Annotated in this window: 19 protein-coding genes; 12 read left to right on the forward strand and 7 right to left on the reverse strand. The window is 71.8% G+C overall.

Annotated features, from left to right (window positions below; all coding sequences use genetic code 11):
- Position 1: 1 nt before the first annotated feature.
- The gene (locus ACQEVZ_RS38870) at positions 2–376 is read left to right on the forward strand and encodes a YchJ family protein (protein WP_433375932.1); all 375 of its coding nucleotides are present in this window, start codon (positions 2–4) and stop codon (positions 374–376) included.
- A 38-nt stretch (positions 377–414) separates the two neighbouring features.
- Here the strand turns inward: ACQEVZ_RS38870 and ACQEVZ_RS38875 are convergent, their stop codons facing one another.
- Together ACQEVZ_RS38875 and ACQEVZ_RS38880 are read right to left on the reverse strand one after the other, a co-directional pair.
- Entirely contained in the window at positions 415–972 is a 558-nt protein-coding gene (locus ACQEVZ_RS38875) for a GNAT family N-acetyltransferase (protein WP_433375935.1), read from the reverse strand.
- A gap of 10 nt (positions 973–982) precedes the next feature.
- Positions 983–1387 carry an ATP-binding protein gene (locus ACQEVZ_RS38880; RefSeq protein WP_344513282.1) on the reverse strand — a complete coding sequence of 135 codons (405 nt, stop codon included), beginning with the start codon at positions 1385–1387 and terminating at the stop codon, positions 983–985.
- A 119-nt stretch (positions 1388–1506) separates the two neighbouring features.
- Here ACQEVZ_RS38880 and arfB point away from each other — a divergent pair, with 119 nt between their 5' ends.
- From arfB to ACQEVZ_RS38895, 3 genes are read left to right on the forward strand one after another with little or no spacing between them, the layout of a single operon-like run.
- Positions 1507–1932, forward strand: coding sequence for an alternative ribosome rescue aminoacyl-tRNA hydrolase ArfB (arfB, locus tag ACQEVZ_RS38885; RefSeq protein WP_344513280.1), 426 nt, complete (start codon positions 1507–1509; stop codon positions 1930–1932).
- Between the two features lie 11 nt (positions 1933–1943).
- The gene (locus tag ACQEVZ_RS38890) at positions 1944–2657 is read left to right on the forward strand and encodes a hypothetical protein (RefSeq protein ID WP_433375939.1); all 714 of its coding nucleotides are present in this window, start codon (positions 1944–1946) and stop codon (positions 2655–2657) included.
- A gap of 16 nt (positions 2658–2673) precedes the next feature.
- A complete protein-coding gene (locus ACQEVZ_RS38895) occupies positions 2674–3309 on the forward strand; it encodes an epimerase (RefSeq protein WP_433375942.1) in 636 nt (211 codons plus the stop codon).
- Positions 3310–3314: 5 nt separating this feature from the next.
- Here ACQEVZ_RS38895 and ACQEVZ_RS38900 read toward each other — a convergent pair whose 3' ends face one another.
- Positions 3315–4034, reverse strand: a complete 720-nt coding sequence (locus ACQEVZ_RS38900; RefSeq protein WP_344513275.1) for an RICIN domain-containing protein — start codon at positions 4032–4034, stop codon at positions 3315–3317.
- 188 nt (positions 4035–4222) lie between these two features.
- Between ACQEVZ_RS38900 and ald the strand changes: the two genes are divergently transcribed.
- Both ald and ACQEVZ_RS38910 read left to right on the forward strand, forming a co-directional pair.
- Positions 4223–5338 (forward strand): alanine dehydrogenase, encoded by a 1116-nt coding sequence (gene ald / locus ACQEVZ_RS38905; protein ID WP_433375945.1) that lies wholly within the window; start codon positions 4223–4225, stop codon positions 5336–5338.
- Positions 5339–5401: 63 nt separating this feature from the next.
- Positions 5402–6394, forward strand: coding sequence for a site-specific tyrosine recombinase XerD (locus tag ACQEVZ_RS38910; protein ID WP_433377235.1), 993 nt, complete (start codon positions 5402–5404; stop codon positions 6392–6394).
- On the opposite strand, the gene ACQEVZ_RS38915 is transcribed toward ACQEVZ_RS38910, so the two are convergent.
- Complete coding sequence (locus tag ACQEVZ_RS38915; protein ID WP_433375948.1) at positions 6364–7575, reverse strand: NAD(P)/FAD-dependent oxidoreductase; 1212 nt, start codon at positions 7573–7575, stop codon at positions 6364–6366. The two genes, ACQEVZ_RS38910 and ACQEVZ_RS38915, sit on opposite strands and share 31 nt — an antisense overlap.
- Positions 7576–7635: 60 nt before the next feature.
- Between ACQEVZ_RS38915 and ACQEVZ_RS38920 the strand changes: the two genes are divergently transcribed.
- Together ACQEVZ_RS38920 and ACQEVZ_RS38925 are read left to right on the forward strand one after the other, a co-directional pair.
- Complete coding sequence (locus tag ACQEVZ_RS38920; RefSeq protein WP_354903968.1) at positions 7636–8217, forward strand: TetR family transcriptional regulator; 582 nt, start codon at positions 7636–7638, stop codon at positions 8215–8217.
- Between the two features lie 224 nt (positions 8218–8441).
- The gene (locus tag ACQEVZ_RS38925; protein ID WP_344513267.1) at positions 8442–8675 is read left to right on the forward strand and encodes a hypothetical protein; all 234 of its coding nucleotides are present in this window, start codon (positions 8442–8444) and stop codon (positions 8673–8675) included.
- 998 nt (positions 8676–9673) lie between these two features.
- Here ACQEVZ_RS38925 and ACQEVZ_RS38930 read toward each other — a convergent pair.
- From ACQEVZ_RS38930 to ACQEVZ_RS38940, 3 genes are all read right to left on the reverse strand, one after another.
- The gene (locus tag ACQEVZ_RS38930; protein ID WP_433375953.1) at positions 9674–10873 is read right to left on the reverse strand and encodes a hypothetical protein; all 1200 of its coding nucleotides are present in this window, start codon (positions 10871–10873) and stop codon (positions 9674–9676) included.
- Positions 10803–11456 (reverse strand): SigE family RNA polymerase sigma factor, encoded by a 654-nt coding sequence (locus ACQEVZ_RS38935; protein ID WP_344513264.1) that lies wholly within the window; start codon positions 11454–11456, stop codon positions 10803–10805. The genes ACQEVZ_RS38930 and ACQEVZ_RS38935 overlap by 71 nt, the downstream gene beginning before the upstream one ends.
- A 102-nt stretch (positions 11457–11558) precedes the next feature.
- On the reverse strand, positions 11559–12863 hold the full coding sequence (locus tag ACQEVZ_RS38940) for a serine/threonine-protein kinase (protein ID WP_433375956.1): 1305 nt from the start codon (positions 12861–12863) through the stop codon (positions 11559–11561).
- 169 nt (positions 12864–13032) lie between these two features.
- On the opposite strand from ACQEVZ_RS38940, the gene ACQEVZ_RS38945 reads away from it, so the two are divergent.
- From ACQEVZ_RS38945 to ACQEVZ_RS38960, 4 genes are read left to right on the forward strand one after another with little or no spacing between them, the layout of a single operon-like run.
- Positions 13033–13968: a ParA family protein gene (locus ACQEVZ_RS38945; protein ID WP_203853951.1), complete on the forward strand. Its 936-nt coding sequence runs from the start codon at positions 13033–13035 to the stop codon at positions 13966–13968.
- A gap of 16 nt (positions 13969–13984) precedes the next feature.
- Positions 13985–15124: a segregation and condensation protein A gene (locus tag ACQEVZ_RS38950; protein WP_433375960.1), complete on the forward strand. Its 1140-nt coding sequence runs from the start codon at positions 13985–13987 to the stop codon at positions 15122–15124.
- Positions 15121–16248 carry an SMC-Scp complex subunit ScpB gene (gene scpB, locus ACQEVZ_RS38955; protein WP_433375964.1) on the forward strand — a complete coding sequence of 376 codons (1128 nt, stop codon included), beginning with the start codon at positions 15121–15123 and terminating at the stop codon, positions 16246–16248. Before ACQEVZ_RS38950 ends, scpB begins: the two co-directional genes overlap by 4 nt.
- Positions 16235–17035, forward strand: coding sequence for a pseudouridine synthase (locus ACQEVZ_RS38960; protein ID WP_344513244.1), 801 nt, complete (start codon positions 16235–16237; stop codon positions 17033–17035). Before scpB ends, ACQEVZ_RS38960 begins: the two co-directional genes overlap by 14 nt.
- Positions 17036–17041 lie beyond the last annotated feature (6 nt).

Raw genomic sequence — 17041 nt, forward strand, 5'->3', positions numbered from 1 at the left:
CATGTCACTCTGTCCGTGTGGGCTCGGCGAGCCTTACGACGACTGCTGCGGCCGCTTCCACCGGGGCGCCGACGCGCCGCCGAGCGCCGAGCTGCTCATGCGCGCCCGGTACAGCGCGTACGTCGTCGGCGACCGCGACTTCCTGCTGCGCACCTGGCACGAGAAGACCCGGCCGCGGCTGCTGACGGTCGAGGACGGGCAGCACTGGAAGGGCCTGTACATCCTGAACCGCACCGGCGGCGGGCTCTTCGACACCGAGGGCACGGTCGAGTTCAAGGCGCGGTACGAGGCCGACGGCAAGCCCGGCGTGATGCACGACACCAGCCGGTTCGTGAAGACCGCCGACGGGACGTGGCTCTACGTCGACGAGGTCTGACGCTCAGGTCCGGCGCGCCCGCCGACGAGGTCTGACGCTCAGATCCGGCGGGCCCGCCACTCGCGGTCGAGCATGGCGTAGACGTACTGGTCGCCGAACTCGCCCTTGAACAGCTCGTCCTCGACGAAGTGTGCCTCGCGGCGCATCCCGAGCCGCGAGAGCAGCTGCCACGACGGCACGTTGCGGGTATCGCACTTGCCGCAGATGCGGTGCAGGCCGAGCTCCTCGAAGCCGAGCCGCAGCATCGCCTCGGACGCCTCACGGGCGTAGCCGCGGCCCTGGTAGTCGGGGTGCAGCACGAAGCCGAGCTCGCCCTGGCGGCTCAGCGCGCTCTCCCACTTGAGCACCACCTGGCCGATCACGCGCCCGTCGAGGTCCATCGCGAGGACCAGCCACTGGCCCTCCTCGGTGAGCGCGTCCTGGGCCATCCGGTTCTTCAGCGAGGCCCGGGTCATCTCCTCGTCGTGGACGTCCCAGTACAGGTACCGCACGACGTCCGGGTCCCCGGTGAGGGCGTGCAGGTCGGCGAAGTCACGCTCGGCGAACGGGCGCAGGGTCAGCCGTTCGGTCCGGATGGGGTAGGAGGGGCGGAGCACGATCAGGATGCTAACCCGCCAGAGCGCTGCGAAGCGTGACAATTGTGCCCGCCGGCGTCGACAGGACCGTGACCTCGTCGACGAGATGCCTGGCCAGCCACAGGCCGCGGCCGCTGATCGCGTTGCTCGGCGGGAGCGTCTGACCGTCCAGCCGCTCCGCGGGGATGCCGGAGCCCTTGTCGGTGACCTCGCACAGCAGGATGCCGTTGAGCGTCCACAGCCGCACCGCGCCGCGGCCGCCGGCGTGGCGCACGGCATTGGTGACGATCTCGTTGACGGCCAGGACGAAGTCCTCCAGGCGCTGCCCGAGCAGGCCGACGGCGGCGGCCGACCGGCTCACGGCGTGCCGCACCGGGGTGATCTGTTCAGCGTCGAACTCCTCGACCAGCAGCGCCGTCTCGACGGCATCAGCCACAGTGTCACCTTTCCGCTGCGTCCCCGCTGCGAGCCGAGAGTACCCCGAGCCGATCCTAAACAACCGCCGAAGTCACCCTGGAGTGCAAGATGCAGTCCGGAACCCGCATTCTTGACGGCGTGGACGACGACTTGCGGGTCACCGACGACATTGCACTGCCGCGCGCCGAGCTGGCGTGGCGCTTCAGCCGCTCCGGCGGGCCGGGCGGGCAGTCGGTGAACACCACCGACTCCCGGGTCGAGCTCAGGTTCGACCTGGCGGGGACCCAGGCGCTGCCCGAGCCGCTGAAGGAGCGCGCCCTGCTGCGGCTCGCCGGCCGGCTCGTCGACGGGGTGCTGTCGATCGTCGCCTCGGAGCACCGTTCGCAGCTGCAGAACCGGCGCGCGGCCGAGGAGCGCCTGGTGACGGTGATCGCGCAGGCCATCGCGCCCCCGCCTCGGCCGCGCAAACGGACAAAGCCCTCGAAGGGCGCGATCGAGCGGCGGCTGACCGACAAGCGCTTCACCTCGCTGCGGAAACAGGAGCGGCGCCGCCCTCAGGATTAGAAGATCAGGATGTGGTCCGGGTCAACGCGCTGTTGCTGTGTGTGCTGGCGCTGGCGGCGTGCTCGTCCGGCGACGCCCCTGTGGCATCCGTCTCCGAGACGCCCGGACACCCGCCGCAGACCGGCGCGCTACCCGGAATCTCCGACATGTCGGCTATGCCGACTCTTGCTCCTGGCGCGAGCCCGGTGACCTCGGCGGGCTGGGAGGTCACCGTGTACTACACGGCCGTCGCGACCCTGCACGGCGGCGCGTCGCAGCGGGTCACCGGCTGCCCCACGATCGACTGCCGGAAGGGGCACGACCAGCGGGACCTGGGCACGTTCCCGGCGTCGTTCGTGAAGGCCGTCAAGGACGAGGGGACCGGCCGCACCGCCGACGGGCGGTACCTCAACTGGTCCTACGACACCGGGTACTGGATGGACACCGCCCCGCGGGACACCGCCGGCCGCCCGCTCGTCCCGTGGGTGTCGGCGGCCGCCGACGGTGACGTGCTGCGCGCCGGCGCCCGCTTCAGCGTGCTGCGCTGCGGCACCGCCGAGGTCACCGCCGACGTGTGCGCGAAGCTCAAGGCGCCGACGTGGACGATCGTCGACGAGTTCACGCCCGGCATGGGCGGCTCGAAGCACGTCGACGTATACATCGGCGAGGAGACCGGCCCGGACTTCACCGACTCCGACCTGTACACCACGCTGAAGGGCGCCACGCTGTCCGTCCTGCGGGCATGAGGGGGATGATGTCGGTATGAAGGTCATCGTCTTCGGCGCCACCGGCATGGTCGGCAAGGGCGTGCTCCGCGAGTGCCTCCTCGCCGACGACGTCACCGAGGTCCTGGTCGTCGGCCGCACCCTGACCGGCCAGCGCCACCCGAAGCTGCGGGAGACCCTGCGCACCGACTTCACCGACTTCACCGGCGTCCCCCTCGCCGGCTACGACGCCTGCTTCTTCTGCCTCGGCGTCTCCTCCGTCGGCATGTCCGAGGAGGTGTACCGGCGGATCACCGTCGACTACACCCTCGCCGCCGCCGGGGCGGTGTCACCGGGCTCCACGTTCGTCTACGTGTCCGGCGCCGGCACGGGCGGCGACCGCCGCGCGAAGTGGGCGCAGGTGAAGGGCACCGCCGAGCAGGCGCTGCTCGCCATGGACCTGCGGGCCTACATGTTCCGGCCCGGGTTCATCCGGCCGATGCACGGCGCGGTGTCCAAGGTCCGCCTGTTCCGCGTGATCTACACGGTCCTGACCCCGCTGAGCGCGGCCCTGGTCCGCTTCGCCCCGGGCATCGCCACCAGCACCCAGCAGATCGGCCGGGCGATGCTGCACGTCGCCCGGTCCGGCGCGCCCAAGCAGATCCTGGAGTCCCGCGACATCGCGGCGCTGTAACGGCGTCAGGTCGGCAGCTGCCAGCGCTGGTTGGGGGAGTTGTCGCAGTCCCACTGGCGGACGGCGGCGCCCGGGGCGGGGCTGCCGGAGTCGACGCCGATGCAGCGGCCGCTGTTGAGGCTGACGAACCTGAAGCCGTCGCCGTCGCGCTGCAGGCGCCACTGCTGGTTGGGGCCGCCGTGGCAGTCCCACTGCAGGATCTGCGCGCCGTTGTCCTTGGAGCCGCCGTTGACGTCGAGGCAGCGGTTGTCCTTCGTGTTGACGAACGCGAACACGTCCCGCGTGCCGGCGACCGACTGCGGCATCCAGACCTGCGTCGGGTTGTTGTCGCAGGGCATCTGGGTGGCGACGCCGCCGTTGCCCTCCTGGGCCTGCATGCACAGGCTGGAGTGCGACGCGCGCAGCAGGGTCGGCTTCGCCGGGATCAGTGCCTGCGGCGGGGTCGGCGACGGGGCGGCGCTCGACGGCGGCGGGGGCGGCGCGGAGGCCGGCCCGGCCTGCGACGAAGCCTGCTCGGCGGGCGCGCCGGAGGCCCGCTCGGCGGCGCTCGGCTCACCGCCGCCGCCACCACCGCCCTGGAACGCGAGGACCAGCCCGACGATGACGGCCACGACCAGGAAGCCGAACGCGCCGAACAGCAGCGGGTCCGGCTTGACACGCGGCGGCCCGCCAGAGCCACCGGGCGCCGCGGGCGAGGTCGGGCGGGGCCCGCCGTAGACGGTCATGGCCGCACAGCATAGATCAGCCTCCTGGGTGCGTTTCGGCGGTGGCAGTACCGGAGAAGGCGACACTGTGTCAATCCGTTCGCGGAGGAGTTCACACTGTGCTGCCTTCGCGGACGGTCAGCGCGCCATAGACTGCCGCTGGTACACGCAGCGTCACCGTCGTCGCTGGTGGAGAGGGGTCACGAGACGTGAAGGTCGCAGTCCCACGCGAGGTCAAGAACCACGAGTACCGGGTGGCGATCACCCCGGCAGGAGTCCACGAACTCACCGCGAACGGGCACGAGGTCTTCATCGAGGCCGGTGCCGGCGACGGCTCCTCGATCACCGACCAGGAGTTCCGCGAGGCGGGCGCGCAGATCCTGCCGACCGCGGACGACACCTGGGCCGCCGGCGACCTCGTCCTGAAGGTCAAGGAGCCGATCGCCGAGGAGTACCACCGCATGCGCGAGGGGCAGGTCCTCTTCACCTACCTGCACCTGGCCGCGTCCAAGGCGTGCACCGACGCGCTGGTCGACCGGAAGGTCACCGGCATCGCGTACGAGACCGTCGAGCTCACCGACCGTTCGCTGCCGCTGCTCGCCCCCATGTCGGAGGTCGCCGGGCGGCTGGCGCCGCAGGTCGGGGCGTACCACCTGATGCGCGCCGGCGGAGGGCGCGGCGTGCTGCTCGGCGGGGTGTCCGGCGTGTACGCGGCGAAGGTCGTCGTCATCGGCGCGGGCGTCTCCGGCCTCAACGCGGCCGCGATCGCGCTCGGCATGCAGGCCGAGGTGCTGCTGCTGGACAAGAACATCTCGCGGCTGCGCGGCGCCGACGCGATCTACCAGGGGCACCTGCAGACCGTCGCGTCCAACAGCTACGAGATCGAGCGGGCCGTCCTCGACGCGGACCTCGTCATCGGCGCGGTCCTCGTGCCGGGCGCGAAGGCCCCGAAGCTCATCACCAACGACCTCGTGAAGCGGATGAAGCCCGGCAGTGTCCTCGTCGACATCTCGATCGACCAGGGTGGCTGCTTCGAGGACTCCCGCCCGACCACGCACGCCGAGCCGACCTACCGGGTCCACGACTCGATCTTCTACTGCGTCGCGAACATGCCCGGCGCGGTGCCGCACACCAGCACGTACGCGCTGACGAACGTGACCCTCCCGTACGCGCTGGAGCTGGCGAACCGGGGCTGGCGGGACGCGCTGCGCCGCGACCCGGCCCTGGCGCTCGGGCTGAACACGCACGACGGCCACGTGACCTATGGACCGGTCGCCGACGCGCACGGGATGGACCACCTCGCGCTGGCGGAAGTGCTGGCCTAGACGGTGACGCTCGAGCCGGCGGACGCCGCCGCGACCCATTCCCCGGTCGCGGCGGCCGCCGGCGTGCCCGCGTCCACTTCTCCCGTCGGCGGGCCCGCGTCCACCGACGCGTCCGTGCTGCGCAAGGCCGTCGACGTGTACCTGGACCACCTCACGGTCGAGCGGGCGCTCGCGGAGAACACCCTGGCGTCGTACCGGCGCGACCTCGACCGGTATGTGGACTGGCTCGCCGCGTGCGGGATCGGCGACCTCGCCGACGTCGGGGCGCGGGACATCGCCGGGCACGTCGCGGCGCTGCGGACCGGCGACCTCCAGGACGGCGGCGAGCACCCGCCGCTGTCGGCGTCGTCGGCGGCGCGGGCCGCGAGCGCGGTGCGGGGGCTGCACCGGTTCCTGCTGCTGGAGGGGCTCGCACCGACCGACCCGTCACGGGACGTGAAGCCGCCGTCGCTGCCGAAGCGGCTGCCGAAGGCCCTGGACGTCGACCAGGTGTCGCGGCTGCTCGCCACCGCCGCCGACGCCGGGCCGCTCGGGCTGCGCGACCAGGCGCTGCTGGAGTTCCTGTACGGCACCGGCGCCCGCATCTCCGAGGCCGTCGGCATCGCCGTCGACGACCTCGACCTGACCGGCAAGCACGGCCTCGTGACGCTACGCGGCAAGGGCGGCAAGACCCGCCTGGTGCCGATGGGCAGCTACGCGCGGACCGCCATGGACGTGTACCTGGTCCGCGCCCGGCCGTCGCTCGTCGCCAACGGCACCGGCACGCCCACCGTCTTCCTCAACGCCCGCGGCGGCGCCCTGTCGCGGCAGAGCGCGTGGACGATCCTGCGCAAGGCCGCCGTCCGGGCGGGGCTGCCGGTCGACGGGCCGCACGGGGTGTCGCCGCACACGCTGCGCCACTCGTTCGCCACACACCTGCTCGACGGCGGCGCCGACATCCGCGTGGTGCAGGAGCTGCTCGGGCACGCCTCGGTGACCACGACGCAGGTGTACACGCTGGTCACCGTCGACAAGCTCCGCGAGGTCTACGCGACCGCCCACCCCCGGGCGCGCTGAACCAGCATCCGCGGGACGCTCCTGCGGAACGTCCTCACCGGCACGGTGCCCGCGAACACCCCGAGGAACTGCTCCGTGCTCGCCTCCCGTCGCGCGATGGCCTTGAGCAGCACCGCGTTGAGACCCTTCGCGGGCCGCAGCGCGGCCAGCCCCGTGGTCAGGCCGAAGATCGGCAACCGCGCCGCGTCGCGCCGGCGCTGGTAGTCCGTCCGGCCCCCGGCGATCGTCTCGGCGAGCAGCTCCGCGTCGGCGAGGGCGTTGCCGATGCCCTGCGCGGTCACCGGGTCCATGACGAGCCCCGCGTCGCCGGCGAGGAACCAGCCGGGGCCCTGCGCCCGGCGCACCACGTTGGGCAGGTCGACGGTGGTCCGCAGGCGCTCGACCCGCCGGCCGGCCCGGACCCGCTCGCCCAGGTCGCCGCATTGGTCCAGCGTCGCCAGGAGGTGCCCCTCGACGTCGGTGCGCCAGGTGCTGAACTCGTCGATTGGCGCGGCGGCATACACCATGGTGAGGCCGTCGTTGGTCGGGAACGCGGCGACCGCCCGGCCGGGGCGGTGGTAGAGCTCGCCGTGCCGCTGCTCGCCGCCCGCCCGCCTTTGGCCGCCCGCCCGCTGCTCGCCGCCCTCCCAGTGCTCGACGCCCTCCCAGTAGGCGTAGCTGGCGACCGTCCTGGGGGGCACGTCGCGCTGTACCGGCGCGGCGACCTCCTTCGCGACCAGCGAATGCTTGCCGTCGGCGCCGACGACGACCGGCGCGCGGAGCTCGGTGCCGTCGCGTCCCCGGATGCCCGCGACGCCTCTGTCGTCCCAGACCAGGCCGGCGACGTGGAACCCCTCCCGCACCTCGGCCCCCGCCTCCCTGGCCGCGTCGACCAGGATCGCGTCGAGGACGGTGCGCCGCGGGCTGTACAGGACGCCCTCCGGGAACCTGCCCTGCAGGACGGTGCCGCCGAGGTCGAACCGCACGCGTTCGGTCGCCGGTGTACCGGCGGCGAGCAGCCGGTCGAGCAGCCCCCAGCGCCGCAGCCGTTCGGTCCCGGACGGCTGGACCTGGTGCGTCGACAGCGTGTCGCTGGGGAACCTGGCCCGGTCGACCGCGAGCACCCTGAGCCCGCGCCGGGCCAGCAGCATGGCGGTCGCCGCTCCGGCCGGCCTCGCGCCGACCACGATGACGTCGTACATCAGCCAATGCCAACACGTGTTGACTTTTCTGTCAACGCTTGTTGGCCTACGGTTGTGGGCATGCAGCCCGAGCGCAGATCCGACGCTACCCGCGCGGCGATCCTCCGCGCGGCCAGGGAACGGTTCGCCGCCGACGGCTACCAGCGGGCCACCATCCGGGCGATCGCCGCCGACGCCGCCATCGACCCCTCGATGGTCATGCGCTACTACGGCAACAAGGCCCAGCTCTTCGCCGCCGCCGTCGACGTGCACCTGCGGCTGCCCGACGTGGCCGGCATCCCGCGCGACCGGCTCGGCGAGACGCTCGTCGCGCACTTCATCAAGCGCTGGGAGGGCGACCCGTCCGACGACGCGCTGCTGACCCTGCTGCGCTCCGCCGCCACTGACGAGGCGGCCGCCTCGCGGCTGCGGGACATCTTCGCCTCGCAGGTCGCTCCGGTGGCGCTCGCCGTCTGCCCCGACCCCGCCGAGGCCACGGTCCGGGCCGGCCTGGTCGCCACCCAGATGCTGGGCCTCGCCTTCTGCCGGCAGATCCTGCGCCTGCCGCCCGTCGTCGCCGCCACCCCTTCGTCACTGGTGGTCCAGGTGGGTGCGACCGTGCAGCGGTACCTCACCGGGGAGCTTGGAGCCGTGTTACCGTAGGCGCATGCGTTTCTGAGCCCACTGACGCCGCGCGTGCCGCCGCGACCTGTTGTGACTGGTCTGCCTTGGCGGCCCCCGTTGTGGGTTCTCGCACGACCCCCGCTGTTGTGGAGGGGTTTCGCTCGGCTCCCACTTCGTCTGCTGCGCGGCTGACGCCTGTCCACGTCCCCGTTCACCTTCCCGCGGAAGGTACTTCCGCGTCAGTCATCCGCGAAGGAGACGCCATGCCTGCCGGTACCGCAGACAACCAGCCCGACAACACCACGACCACCGCTGCCGCCACCGCTGCTGCCGCCGAGTCCGAGGAAGCGCCCCCGCGCAACCCGCTCGAAGCGATCCGCCGCGCCCAGGCCAGCCGCTCCCTCCCGCCCGGCGTCCAGCAGCACGGCGGCGGCAAGGGCTCCGGCGGCAAGGGCGCCAAGTCGAAGTCCCCCCGCATGTACAACCGCCACAAGTAACCCACTCCCCGGCGTCGGGTCCGGGCAGGCAGCGTGCGTTTCCCTGCCTGCCCGGGGCGGGCGACATGCTCCCTGCCCGCATGAGACATCGGCCAATGCCCACGTTCGCGGCTTTCGTTCCATAGGTCCTGCGCGATCCACCCCCAAGATGATCTGGAACGGGGTGGATCGCGCTACGTCTATCGGGTGGGGCTGCCGTGTCCGGCCGCCCGATGATCGAAGGATGGCTGCGGTCGTGATCGCGGCCGGGGCTGTCCTTCGATCAAGTCGTGGGCGCGAAGTGTTGCGGGGCGCGTGGGTCGAGCGGGCCGAGTTTGCCGCCGTGTCGGGCGGGCGCGGTGCGTCCGGTTCTGTCTGGGGCGGCGGTGTGTTCGCGCCTTGTCCGGGGACGGTGCGTTACCGGGCTGCCGTAAACGTTGGTCGATGCCCGGGTTCGTGGCTTTTGCGCATTGGGCGGTGCGCGGGCCACCCGTAAACGATCTTCTGAGGCGGAGGTGGATCGCGCGCCGTCTATCGGGTGGGTCGGCGGCGTGATGATCGGAGGACGGCTGTGGTCGTGATGGTGGCCGGGGCTGTCTTTTGATCAAGTCGTGGGCGCGAAGTGTTGCGGGGCGCGGGGGTCGAGTGTGCCGCCGTGCCGAGCCGGCTCTGTGGTGGCTGTGCGGGAGTGGGGCTCGAAGCTCGTGGGCGCCGCGGGGTGGGTTGTCGGGTCGTGGCGGTCCGGTGATCGGTGGGCGTCTGTCGAGAGGGGGCGCGGCATGCTGAAAAGCGACGTCCGTGCCGGCTCCGGTCTGCGGCTTCGTGGGATGGAGGGCTCGGAGCGTTGGATGAGATGTTGGTCAATGGCCGGTATGCGGGTTGGTTGGTGAGAAGCCTGAATGCGACCCGGTTGCAAGGAGCTGTGAAGATCGCGCGGTGTTGATCTGGCTGGGTGGCCCGGTGTGGGTTGTGATCCGGTGAAGCGGGAGTGTCCACCGGATCGCGCGGGCGGCGACGGGTCAGGAGGTGTACGCCGCGGTGGCGGCGGGCCAGGAGGTGGGGTCGAACGGGTCCTCGGCGGTCATCGTCTTCAGGATCTGCGACAGCTCGCTGGTGCTCATCGCGCGGTCGCCCAGGGTCTCCGCCTGCAGGAAGAACTGGCCGTCCTCGATGAGGATGGCGCAGCGGTTGGTGGCGGGCGGGCAGGTGGTCTTGTTGATCGCCTCGCCGGTCACGTGGTCGGCGATGCCGAGGGTGAGGATGAGCGATGAGTACGCGTCGAGGTCGGTGGCGCCGGTGAGCGGGGGCGCCATGGGTTTCAGGCCCAGGCGGACCACCGACAGGTTGGTGTTGTCGTAGGAGGACGTGCGGGTGCCGGCGGCGATGAGGCGGTACCCCTTCGGCAGGTCGCGGACCTGGATGCCGACGGGGAAGGGGGCCGGGACGGCGGCGGGCAGGGCCTCGGCGAGGGCGACCAGCTCGTCGCGGGTCGGCATGGTCTCGGCCCGGGACCAGTATACGGCCGCCCAGGCGCCCGGCAGGTACTGCCAGGCCATGGCCGGGATGACCGGGTCGGTGCAGCAGCCGTACTTGTCGGCGACGGTCGGTGAGACCGACCCGGCGGCGTGCAGCAGCAGGGCCTGCCGGCCGCCGATGCTGAGCTTGGTGCCGCCGTTGAACTCGCGGGGCTCGAAGGAGCCGGTGCCGAAGACGACGAGGCGGCCCTCGCGGGGCACGATGCTGCCCGGCGACGTGGTGCGGGCCGGTTTGCCGTTGACGGTCGGGGAGGGCGAGACGGTCGGCGCGGCGGACGGGGCGGCGTTGAGGTCGATCGTGGACAGCTGGTAGTGGGCGGTGACCAGGTAGGGGTCGCTGACGGCATACCGCCCGGAGGTGTAGCCGCTGTAGTTGGTCTGGAACGGGCCGGCCGACGTGAAGCCGGCCGGGTGGGCGGGGGACTGGGTGGCGTCGACGACCAGCCCGGGCGTGCCGTTGGGGTCCGCGGTGGGGGCGGTGACCGGCGGGTTGAAGAGCGCGATCGCGGCGGTGGCGCCGGTGATCACCGCGGCCAGGCCGCCGGCGACGGAGGTGAGGAGGGTGCGGCGGCGGCGACGCCGGGCGAGCCGGCGGCCGGCGGTGGTGATGTCGTCAATGCTGAGTCGCGGTGGCGGCGCGTCGTCCCTGGCCGCTGCCAGCAGACTGTGCAGGTCGTGCTCCATGCCCTTCCCTCCTGTTCTCCATCTCGTGAGTGGGTGTCGCCTGCGGTGGGGGAGCGGACGCTCGCGCGCCGGGGGGCCGGACACCGGGGTCGTCACGAGGCTCCGCGTCGAGCAGGGCACGGAGGGCGGTGAGCCCGCGGGCGGTCTGGCTCTTGACGGTCCCCGGCTGGCGGCCGAGCACCTCGGCGGTCTCCTCAACGCTCAGCCCCTCGTAGTACCGCAGGACCAGCACGGCGCGCTGGCCGGGGGCCATCCGGGCGAGTGCGGCGCGGATCCGGATCCGCTCGTCGACCTGCTCGGCGTGGTCGGGGCCGGGCAGCTCGGGCAGGCTGTAGCCCACCGAGCGCTCCCTGCGCCGCCACGGCCGGCGGCTCTCGTCCACCAGGGCGTGCACGACCGCCCTGCGCACATAGGCGAGGGGCGTGTCGACGCGGTGCCAGTGCACGTAGAGCTTCGCCAGGGACGAGGCGACGGCGTCCTCCGCCGTGTGCCAGTCCCCGCACGTCAGGTAGGCGAGCGAACGCAGGCCGTCGAACCGTGCGGCGACGAACTCCCGGAACTGCGCTTCGTCGTCTTCGTTCACCCGTTCGGGCTCCCTTCGTCGCGGGGTAGACGAAGCCCCGCCGCGAAGGGTTGCACGAAGGTACGACAGAAAATCCCGGCCGCCCCAGATCTGGCCGACCGGCTACGCGGGCGGGACCGAGCCGTCGACAGGAGGTGTCGTGCCGCCGGTCGTCGGCTGGGGCTGCGTCGTCGTGGCGGGCGGCGGCGGGGGCTCGCTCGTCGCCGGCGGGGGAGCGGCGCTGCTGGTGGCGGGGGTCGGCGAGGCGGACGCCGGTGCGCTGGTGGGTGGTGCCGCCGAGGTACGGGTGGCGCCGCCCCCACCGGGTGCCGGACCCGACGTGGCGACCACGGCGGACTGTGACATGCCGGGCACGCCGCTGGGGGCGTCGCCCTTCTTGTCGCCCTGGCTGAGCGCGATCGCGGCGAGGACCACGCCGCCGGCCATGACGAGCAGCGCCAGGCCGATGGCGACCGGGATCCAGGCGGGCCGGTCCGGCTTCGCGCCGGACGATCCCGGCCGGCCGTTCGCGGCCACCCGTGGTGACGCCATCGTCGCGGACCGTCGCGTGGCCGCCGCCGGTACGAACGCCAGATCTTGATCCTGAAGGGTCGCCACCTGCGCGTCGCGGGCGGCGGCGGCGAGGGCGGCCGCGGTCGGGAAGCGGTCCTCGGGGTCCTTCGCCATGGCGCGCTCGACCACGGCCCGGACGCCGGCCGGCACGGCCTCCGGCAGCGGCGCCGGATCGTCCTGCAGGTGCTTGATCGCGATCTCGAGCGGCGAGTTGCCGGTGAACGGCGGCGCGCCCGTCAGGCAGTGGTACGCGACCGCGCCGAGTGCGTAGATGTCCGTCGCGGGGGAGATCGGCTTCCCGGATGCCTGTTCGGGCGACATGTACAGCGCAGTGCCGATCACCGCGTTCACCTTGGTGACGGACGTCACGTCTGCCGAGCGGGCCACACCGAAATCGACGAGGGTCACCGCCCCGTTGTGGCCGACCAGGAGATTGTTGGGCTTCACGTCGCGGTGGATGATGCCGTTGCTGTGCGCGGCGTGCAGCGCGTCGGCCGCCTGCGCCACGATCGCCATGGTCTCGTCGGCCGGGAGTGCACCCTCGCGGGTGATCCGCTCGCCGAGGGGGCGGCCCTCGACGAACGCCATGACGAGGAACATGGTGCCTTCGGGCGTCTCGCCGTAGTCATAGACGCCGACCACGCCCTTGTGTCCGACGGAGGCCATGATCCGCGCCTCGGCCCGGAACCGGACGCCGAACTCCGCGTCCCTGGTCAGGCCCGGCAGCAGCACCTTTACGGCGACCGTCCGGTTCAGCGTCTTGTCGGTCGCGCGGAACACCTGCCCCATGCCGCCGCTGGCGACGAACTCATCGAGGCGGTACCTGTCGCCGAGCACGTCTCCTGGTCCCAACACGTCGATGACCGTACCCAACGAAGCCGGCCGCGACACGCCGGGCGCGCGGAGTGGGGTATGTACCCTGCAGTGACGTAGAGTCGGGCAACGGCCGTCCCGCTTCCCCAGATCGCCGACGACGAATCGGCCCCGGGTGGAGATGAGCCGCCGGGAGGGGCGAAGAGGTTCGATGACAGGCATGGGTGACCAAGCGGAGTCTTGGACGACGCAGATGCGCGCCGAGCAGGCATCGCTTGACCTCGGCGCCGAGCTCGGGCCGGCGGATCCGACGGCGTACACGATGCGCAAGCCGATCCCCGAGCCGATGCCGATGGATCGGCACGGCCCGGCGCGGATCATCGCGATGGCCAACCAGAAGGGCGGCGTGGGCAAGACCACGTCGACCATCAACCTGGGCGCGGCGCTCGCCGAGTACGGGCGGCGGGTCCTGCTCGTCGACTTCGACCCGCAGGGTGCCCTGTCGGTCGGCCTCGGCGTCAACCCGCACAACCTCGACCTGACGATCTACAACATCCTGATGGACTCCGACGTGACCGTCGAGGACATCCGGATCAAGACCGACATCGCCGGCCTGCACCTGCTGCCGGCCAACATCGACCTGTCGGCGGCCGAGATCCAGCTGGTCACCGAGGTCGCCCGCGAGATGGCCCTGGCCCGGGTGCTGCGTCCGGTCCTGAAGGAGTACGACTACATCCTGATCGACTGCCAGCCGTCGCTGGGCCTGCTCGCGATCAACGCGCTGACCGTCGCGCACGGCGTCATGATCCCGCTGGAATGTGAGTTCTTCTCACTTCGCGGTGTGGCGCTGCTGCTCGACACGATCGACAAGGTCCGCGAGCGGCTCAACTTCGACCTGGAGCTCGAAGGCATCCTCGCCACCATGTACGACAGCCGCACCACCCACTGCCGCCAGGTGCTGCAGCGGGTCGTGGAGGCGTTCGGCGACAAGGTGTACCAGACGGTCATCACCAAGACCGTCAAGTTCCCCGAGTCGACGGTCGCCGGCGCGCCCATCACCACGCTCGATCCGTCGTCCTCGGGTGCCCGCAACTACCGGCAGCTCGCCCGCGAGGTCATCGCCCAGCAGGCCGAGCGGCGGTTGTAACGGTTTTCGCGACCCTTTGCGCTACGGTCTTCCGGTGACCGACCCCGCCACCGTGGACTCCGCGAATCCCTCGCCGGATCCCTCCACCGTGGACGCGCTTTCCGATGCCGCCGTGGCGGACGTCGTGGACGTTGCGGCTCCTGTACCGGATGTGCCCGCGCTGCCGGGTGCCGACGCCGCCCCCTCGGGCTTCCAGGTGCGCCTGGCGAACTTCACCGGTCCGTTCGACCTGCTGCTCCAGCTCATCGGCAAGCACAAGCTCGACGTCACCGAAGTGGCGCTGCACACCGTCACCGACGACTTCATCGCGTACATCCGCGGCATGGGCGACGACTGGGACCTCGACGAGGCGTCGGAGTTCCTGGTCGTCGCCGCCACCCTGCTCGACCTGAAGGCCGCCCGCCTCCTGCCGTCGGCCACCGTCGAGAACGAGGAGGACCTGGCGCTGCTGGAAGCGCGCGACCTGCTCTTCGCGCGGCTGCTGCAGTACAAGGCGTTCAAGGAGGCGGCGGCGCACATCGCGGGCCTGGAGGCCATCGGGTCCCGCCGCTACCCGCGCTCGGTGTCCCTGGAGTCGCAGTACGCCGAGGCGCTGCCCGACCTCGTCCTCGGCGTCGGCCCGGCGAGGCTGCTGAAGCTGGCGCTGAAGGCGTTCACCCCGAAGGCGGGCCCTCCGGTCGTCTCGATCGCGCACATCCACATGGTCCGCGTCAGCGTCCGCGAACACGCCAACATCGTCCGCGACCGTCTCATCGCACAACGCGAGGCCACGTTCAGCGCGCTGTGCATCGACTGCGAGTCGACCCTGGAGGTCGTCGCCCGCTTCCTGGCGCTGCTGGAGCTGTACCGCGAGGACCTCGTCTCCTTCGAACAGCTCCAGGCCCTGGGGGAGTTGCTCGTCCGCTGGACGGGCCCGGACGATGCGGCGGCCGCCACGATCGAGGTCGAGGAGTACGAAGGCAGCCCCGCCCCGCCCGAGACCCCACCGGCCGAAGGCCCGGCTGAGGGTCCGACAGCGGACCCGGCAGCGGACCCGGCAGCGGACCCGGCAGCGGACCCGGCAGCGGACCCGACAGCGGACCCGACAGAGGGCCCGGCAGCGGACGAACCAGCGGCGGATGATGCGGAAGCAGTGAACAGCGAGGTGGACCAGTGAGCCAGGACGACCAGTCGAGGTCGCTCGCCGACCAGGCAGCGAACTGGGTCCCGCCCTGGGCTCGCCCCCAGCCCCCCGCCGAGCAGCTGCCCGCCGAGGAACCCGCCGCCGTAGAGGTCGCGGAGGAGCCCGCCGCCGAGGACGCGGTGTCCGGCGAAGCGCCGGTCGAGGAGGCCGCCGCCGAGCCCGAACCCGAGCCCGAGCCCGAGGTCGTCGAAGAGCCGCCCGCGGAGGAAGCGCCTGTCGCTGAGCCTGAGGTCGCGGTCGTCGAGGAGGCCGCTCCCGAGGAGGTGATCGAGTCCCTCGTTGAGGAGTCGGCTGCCGAGGAAGCGCCTGTCGCTGAGCCGGAGGCCGTGGTCGTCGAGGAGCCCGCCGCCGAGGAAGCGCCTGTCGCTGAGCCGGAGGCCGTGGTCGTCGAGGAGCCCGCCGCCGAGGAGGTGGTCGAGGCCGCAGCCGAAGACGCGCCCGCTGAGGAAGCCGACGAGCCCGCGGTCGACAGCGGTGCCCTGTTCGAGGTGCCCGCTGCCGCCGTACCAGAGCCGAAACCGGAACCCGAGCCGGAGCCGGTGCCGGTCATGTCGGAGAGCGAGCTGCGCGGCGCGGTCGAGGCGATCCTCCTCATCGTCGACGAGCCCGCCACCGAGATCACCCTCGCGCAGGTGCTCGACCAGCCCGTCGACCGGATCCGCGGGGTCCTGGAGGACATCGCCCGGCAGTACACCCAGCTCGGCCTCGGCTTCGACCTGCGGCGCGTCGCGGGTGGGTGGCGGTTGTACACGCGGGCGGAGTTCGCGCCCTACGTGGAGAAGTTCGTGCTCGACGGGCAGCAGATCCGGCTCACCCAGGCCGCCCTGGAGACACTCGCCGTGGTCGCCTACAAGCAGCCTGTCACCAGGTCGCGTATCTCGGCCATCCGCGGTGTGAACTGCGACGGCGTTGTCCGTACGCTGGTGACGCGGGGTCTGATCGAGGAGACCGGCAGTGAGCCCGAAAGCGGGGCGTTCCTGTACCGGACGACGTCGCTGTTCCTGGAGAAACTCGGCCTGGACAGCGTCGACCAGCTGCCGCCGCTCGCCCCGTTCCTTCCCGACGACATTGATGAGATCGCCGATGCCCAGCGCTGACAAGTCCACAGAAGCCGACTTCGAGGGTTCCGCGTTCGACGCGCCACCGGACGCCGAGCTGCCGCGCAACGAGGAGCGGCTGCAGAAGATCCTGGCCGCCGCGGGGCTCGGGTCCCGCCGGAACTGCGAGCGGATGATCGACGAGGGCCGCGTCACCGTCAACGGCAAGGAGGCGACCCTCGGCGACAAGGCGGACGCGACGCGGGACGCCATCCACGTCGACGGTTCGCGCCTGATCACCGACACGCGCCTGGTGTACCTCGCGCTGAACAAGCCGCGCGGCGTGGTGTCCACGATGGACGACGAGAAGGGCCGCGAGGCGCTCGCCGACTACGTGCCAAACCTCACGACCCGCGTCTTCCACGTCGGGCGGCTGGACCTCGACAGCGAGGGCCTGCTGCTGCTGATGAACGACGGCGGGCTCGCCCACAAGCTGATGCACCCGTCGTACGAGGTGGCGAAGACCTACCAGGTCGAGATCGCCGGTCCGGTGCCGCGGGCGATGGGCCGGGAGCTGAAGGCCGGCGTGCAGCTCGAGGACGGGCCGGCGAAGGTCGACTCGTTCAGGGTCGTCGACGCGTACGGGAAGGTCGCGCTCGTCGAGGTCGTGCTGCACGAGGGGCGCAACCACATCGTGCGGCGGATGTTCGACGCGGTCGGCTACCCGGTGCAGCGGCTGATCCGCACCCAGATCGGCCCGATCCGGCTCGGCGATCTCCGCCCGGGCAGGACGCGACACCTGTCCCAGGCGGAGATCGGCGCACTCTTCAAGGCCGTCGGCGAGTAGCCGCCG

This window comes from Dactylosporangium sp. CA-152071 (assembly GCF_050936335.1).
GTDB classification, from domain to species: Bacteria; Actinomycetota; Actinomycetes; order Mycobacteriales; family Micromonosporaceae; genus Dactylosporangium; species Dactylosporangium maewongense.

What these genes read in the sequence shown, in the direction of transcription:
- ACQEVZ_RS38925 (WP_344513267.1), top strand. Translation starts at nt 8,442, where the DNA reads ATGCCTGCCGGTACCGCAGACAACCAGCCCGACAACACCACGACCACC.
- ACQEVZ_RS38915 (WP_433375948.1), bottom strand. Translation starts at nt 7,575, where the DNA reads ATGTACGACGTCATCGTGGTCGGCGCGAGGCCGGCCGGAGCGGCGACC.
- ACQEVZ_RS38960 (WP_344513244.1), top strand. Translation starts at nt 16,235, where the DNA reads ATGCCCAGCGCTGACAAGTCCACAGAAGCCGACTTCGAGGGTTCCGCG.
- ACQEVZ_RS38930 (WP_433375953.1), bottom strand. Translation starts at nt 10,873, where the DNA reads ATGGAGCACGACCTGCACAGTCTGCTGGCAGCGGCCAGGGACGACGCG.
- ACQEVZ_RS38870 (WP_433375932.1), top strand. Translation starts at nt 2, where the DNA reads ATGTCACTCTGTCCGTGTGGGCTCGGCGAGCCTTACGACGACTGCTGC.
- ACQEVZ_RS38945 (WP_203853951.1), top strand. Translation starts at nt 13,033, where the DNA reads ATGACAGGCATGGGTGACCAAGCGGAGTCTTGGACGACGCAGATGCGC.
- ACQEVZ_RS38900 (WP_344513275.1), bottom strand. Translation starts at nt 4,034, where the DNA reads ATGACCGTCTACGGCGGGCCCCGCCCGACCTCGCCCGCGGCGCCCGGT.
- ACQEVZ_RS38920 (WP_354903968.1), top strand. Translation starts at nt 7,636, where the DNA reads ATGCAGCCCGAGCGCAGATCCGACGCTACCCGCGCGGCGATCCTCCGC.
- ACQEVZ_RS38895 (WP_433375942.1), top strand. Translation starts at nt 2,674, where the DNA reads ATGAAGGTCATCGTCTTCGGCGCCACCGGCATGGTCGGCAAGGGCGTG.